The organism is Candidatus Obscuribacterales bacterium, assembly GCA_036703605.1.
GTDB lineage: Bacteria > Cyanobacteriota > Cyanobacteriia > RECH01 > RECH01 > RECH01.
The window spans coordinates 1-4,629 of record DATNRH010001022.1; the positions used below are offsets into that span (position 1 = coordinate 1).

Below are 4,629 nucleotides of genomic sequence, written 5' to 3' on the forward strand. Positions count from 1 at the left end.
TTTAGGACGCCTCATGTTCCGTCCTAACCGCACAAGTTTAGGCTATACCTGTATAACTACGGTTAAAGTATATTACTCTAGATTGTCTAGAACTGAGTCGAGGATTTTATGGAATCCCAGATCTAGCACCTAGCGATCGCTGTTCTCATACCGTGTCTGGTTTTTGGCTGCAACTGCATGGCTATCCAATCTTTTCTCCAGCGTGCCCTGAAAATTCGCGATCGCGAACTCGGGAAAGTCATCCGCTTTACCTTGCTTGGAGCCATGCTGCAAGCCGGTTTAGCTATTGGCATCAGCACTGCTGATGCCCTTTTTATCGTAGAAGTAGGCTCGGTCAACCTACCCATCGTTTACCTACTGCTGCCCGTCGTCATGATGGTCTATACGCCCATCTACTCATACTTAATTGGGCGCTATGGCATTGATCGAGTCTTTAATCTCACCCTGCTGGCGCTAATCATGGGCGGAAGCAGTTTTTTTCTTCTCCTCACCTTATTTTCAGTCCGCACTGGCTTAAACGCTCCCGACTGGATTTTTTACGTTGCCAAGCTCTATACCTGGCTGTGGTACATTGCGCTCTATTCCCTATTTTGGAATTTTACCGATGGCTACTTTGATATCCAAGATGGAAAACGGTTATTTCCCATCTTCAGCAGCGGCACAGCCCTCGGCACCTCCATCGGTGGCGGCATCGTCACGGTGTTTGCCCAGGTTATCGCCACCCGATACCTATTCCTAATCTGGGCAGCGATCGCCCTGCTCACCTTCCCAGTGCTGTACAACATTAAGCAGAACCTGCATCGATTGGATGAGGAGCCCGAGGAAGCGATCACCACCGAAAATTTTTGGCAGCAAAATAAAAAAGTGGTGGGGATCATCACCCAATCGCGCTACATCATGGTGCTAACCAGCATCTTCTTTACCACGCTGATTATTACGACCCTGAATGAATACCTCTATCTGAATATCTTTGAAGCCCAAGGCAGCGTCGAACAGCTCGCCTCTCTCTTGGGCCTGCTGTTTTTACTCACCAGTCTGTTCAATATTGGGGTGAATCTATTTTTGTTCAACCGCTTGGTGCTCTCCATTGGCGTCCGCAACGTTGCGCTGATCCAGCCCGCTGTTTACTTAATCACCTTCCTACTCTTTTCACTGCAAGGAGGATATCCGGCGGCTCTGTTTGGATTTTTTGCCTACCAGGGTATTTTGACCTCGATTGAATACAACAACCAAAACTTTCTGTTTAACGCCATTCCTGCCCAGGTGAAACAGCAAGTACGCACCTTCATTGAGGGTCTCTGTGAACCCATGGCGACGGTGGTCATTGGCGGATTTTTGCTGATCTTTTCGCGATCGCTTAGCCCTGCCGCCCTCTCCACTGTAGGGTTGGGACTTGTAGTTATTTTTTGGCTCCTAGTGCTGATTGTGCGAGAAGACTATCTGCGGGCCATGGTGACCCTGCTGCGGGAAGGATGGCTGGACTTTTCCCTGGCCCGCCAGGCAAAGCTGACCTTAAGCCCCCAAGAGTCGCGACAGTTGGTGTTAGAATTGCCCACCCTACCGACCCATACCTTACTCTCTGCTCTACGTATTCTGTGGTGCAACGATCGCTGACTCGCAGTGCAGGCTCTGCTTAACTATCTAAACACCTTGCCTCAAGAGCAATGGGGGCAGATGAAACCTATTTTTTCCCTCATGCTCAGCAGTCAAGATTATGAGGTGGTGCGCATGCTCTATAAATGGCTGGATTGTCAAGAGGTATCACTCCATTTCAGCCTGCTGGAAGAATTGGGCTATAACAACTTAATTAGTGCAACGACGGCGCATCCGCTCTTGGAGTCAGAGGATGCTAATGTGCGGGGGGCAGCGATCGTCGTATCGCTCAATGATTGGAGCCTCAAATCCCGCAGCCATGCTCTGCAGCACCTCGATAGGATGCTTCAAGGCACCGAGGCCGAGCAACAGGCCGCTATTCGGGCCCTCGGGCGATCGCGTCAGACTCGCTATACCAATCTACTGCTACCTTATCTTTCCCATTCTGCAACATCGCTGCGCCGGGAAGCCCTCGATGCCATTCGCTACCTAGCTGACCAAGAGTCTAGCCGATTGCTCCAGCCGCTGCTCCAAGCCATTCGTGTAGGAACAGCCGATGAACGCTGCCTCGCCATGGAGTCGTTGATTAAGATCAATGACTCTAGTTGCGTATCGCCTTTGCTCACCCTCAGCCAACATCTCACGCCGGTAGAGAAACGACAGGCGGAAGATGTGGTGCTCCAGATTGGCTTGAAAGCTATACCGGCGGCGATCGCCATCTTTCAGGATGCAGGGCAACCCTACGATGCGCGATCGATGGCCGCACGGGCGATTAGCCGTCTAGCCTTTGCCCAGTTTGAAGCCATTTTTCCTCGGTTGATTACCACAGAGATTGAGCAAGCCTACCGCTTCCTGCACCATCAAGCGATCCTTCAGACCACCCAAGACCAACGCCCCGGCGCAACCGTGTTGACCCTGATGTATCAAGATGGCCGCGAAACGGCGGTTAGCTTTATTTTGGAAATGTTGACCTTAGGCGGACGGCTCCCCGACTTTGAGTTGCTGCGAGCCTCTCTACGATCCGACAACCTCAAAGAGCGCGGTAATGCCATTGAAACCATTGAGCAGGGTGTTAGTCGCACTATTTTTCAAGCGCTGCTGCCCTTGCTTGACTCCCGCAACTTCCGCGATCGCCTGCATCGTGTGGGACGAGACCAGCCCTATCACTCCGCCGAGGAAGTGCTCCACCAATCGCTGAACAGTACCCATGAGCTGGAGAGGGCGGCGGCAGTTCAGGCCATCTGGGATCAGCAAGACAACGCCAGCGATCGCCTGCGACAGATGCTGCACCAGTCTGCCCAGAGTGGTATGGTTCGCGACACGGTGATGGCGCTTCTCTTTCGATCCGCTCCATCCGAGACCCAGATCCCAGATCAACTGAATCTCATTGAACGCATTGCCCAGCTATCGCGAGGACGATTTTTTGCCGCCCTCAGCATCCGAGAGCTGGAAGCCATTGCACGGGACGCCACCGAGGTTCGGTATACCAATACCCTGCTCTACCAGCTTGGGGATCCTGCTGATCACGTCTATTACATTGTGTCCGGCACCGTCTATCTCGATACCGGCGATCGCATAGAGGGGGACTGGTTTGGCGAAGACGGTTTATATGGCCAACGCGATCGCACCCATGCGGCCAAAACCCAGTATCTCCATGCCCTAGTGATATCGGCCAGCGCCCTGCTGCGGGCCGCCGAGACCTACCCGAACATCGCCATTAAGTTACTAGAAACCAAGCTCACCGTCCCACCCCATGCCAAACGTTAAGCTACAGACCCTAATTCTGCTCGGCGTCACACCGCTGCTGGCGTTGATTTCCACCGTGATCGCCGTCAGCCACTACTTTGATATTCGCCAGTTAATCATGCGCGGCTTCGACCAAAAGCTATTTGCCGTGAGTACGGTGACAGCCTCCTTCGTCGATCCCGACGTCCATGCCTCGATCTACCGTCCCATAGATATTCGCAACCTCGCCTACGATAGTCGCGATCGCCGCCTCTATGGTCTTGATGCCAGCGGCCACCTGTATGAGATTAATCTAACCACGGGGGAAGCCCTGCCCGTGCAATCCAGCAGCCTCTACAACCTCACCGACATCACCTACCATAGCAACGAGGATCTGCTCTACGGCGTGAATGGAGCTGGTCAGCAGTTAATCACGATTGATCCTCACCATGGCGATACGCGATCGCTGCCGCTCAGTACCGCCGTATCCGGCATTGCCTACGATGAAGACGCTGATATTCTATACGGCAGTCATCGATCCCTATCGACGATTGATCCCACCACGGGCACCGTCACCCCAACCGGCACCCTGCCGACCTTTGTGCGATCCCTGAGCATCAACAGCGGTATTCTCTACGGCACCACCATCCAAGATCAGCCCCTGATCGCCATCGATCCAGCCACCGTCACCCCCCTACCCCTGCCCTTCATGGACGAGCTGATGGCCAAGACCCAACAGCCGATCTTGGGGATTGACGTCACACCGGATCGTCAGTTGCTGATCGCTGGCAGCCAGCAACTTTTTAAAGTTAACTTAAACACCCAGGTTATTCAGACAGACTTTGCCAGCGGCTATCGCAGCGAAGCAACGCCGGACTATCAAGGCTATGTGCAACCCATGCGGCGGATTAATCGTCGCCTAAATCTTACCTATGTTTACACCCAAATTGTTAGTGGCGATCGCACTATTACCTACGTTCTAGATGCCACCGAAGGCGAAGAACATACTCCCATTGGCCTTGTTGAAAACCTGACTGAGGAAGAGTTTAATGGCGTCGAAAGGGTAGCATCTACAGGACGCGTTTACTTATCTGGAATTACACCCTGGGAAGAATGGGGATTGCTTAAGGTGGCCTATGCTCCAATTTTGAACGAGACTGGGCAGGTTATAGCCATGGCCGGGGCGGATGTCAATATTTCCATTATCACTCAAAAAACCCGTGCTGCTCTTTTACGCGTCATGAGCGTTGGTATTGTATCCTTACTGGTTGGCATCGTCGCCTCTGTCTATATTTCACGGCGGTTGACCCA

General features: G+C 52.7%; 3 protein-coding genes. All 3 read left to right on the top strand.

From position 1 onward, the window contains the following. Positions 1-177 precede the first annotated feature (177 nt). Positions 178-1,614 (top strand): hypothetical protein, encoded by a 1,437-nt coding sequence (locus V6D20_20920; protein ID HEY9818243.1) that lies wholly within the window; start codon positions 178-180, stop codon positions 1,612-1,614. 60 nt (positions 1,615-1,674) lie between these two features. Beyond that, positions 1,675-3,360, top strand: coding sequence for a cyclic nucleotide-binding domain-containing protein (locus V6D20_20925; GenBank protein HEY9818244.1), 1,686 nt, complete (start codon positions 1,675-1,677; stop codon positions 3,358-3,360). Beyond that, a partial coding sequence (locus V6D20_20930) for a hypothetical protein (protein ID HEY9818245.1) occupies positions 3,347-4,629 on the top strand: 1,283 nt, incomplete at its 3' end. The genes V6D20_20925 and V6D20_20930, both read left to right, overlap by 14 nt.

Excerpts from the sequence above, each read along its gene's own strand:
- V6D20_20920 (HEY9818243.1), top strand. The coding sequence starts at position 178 with ATGGCTATCCAATCTTTTCTCCAGCGTGCCCTGAAAATTCGCGATCGC.
- V6D20_20925 (HEY9818244.1), top strand. The coding sequence starts at position 1,675 with ATGAAACCTATTTTTTCCCTCATGCTCAGCAGTCAAGATTATGAGGTG.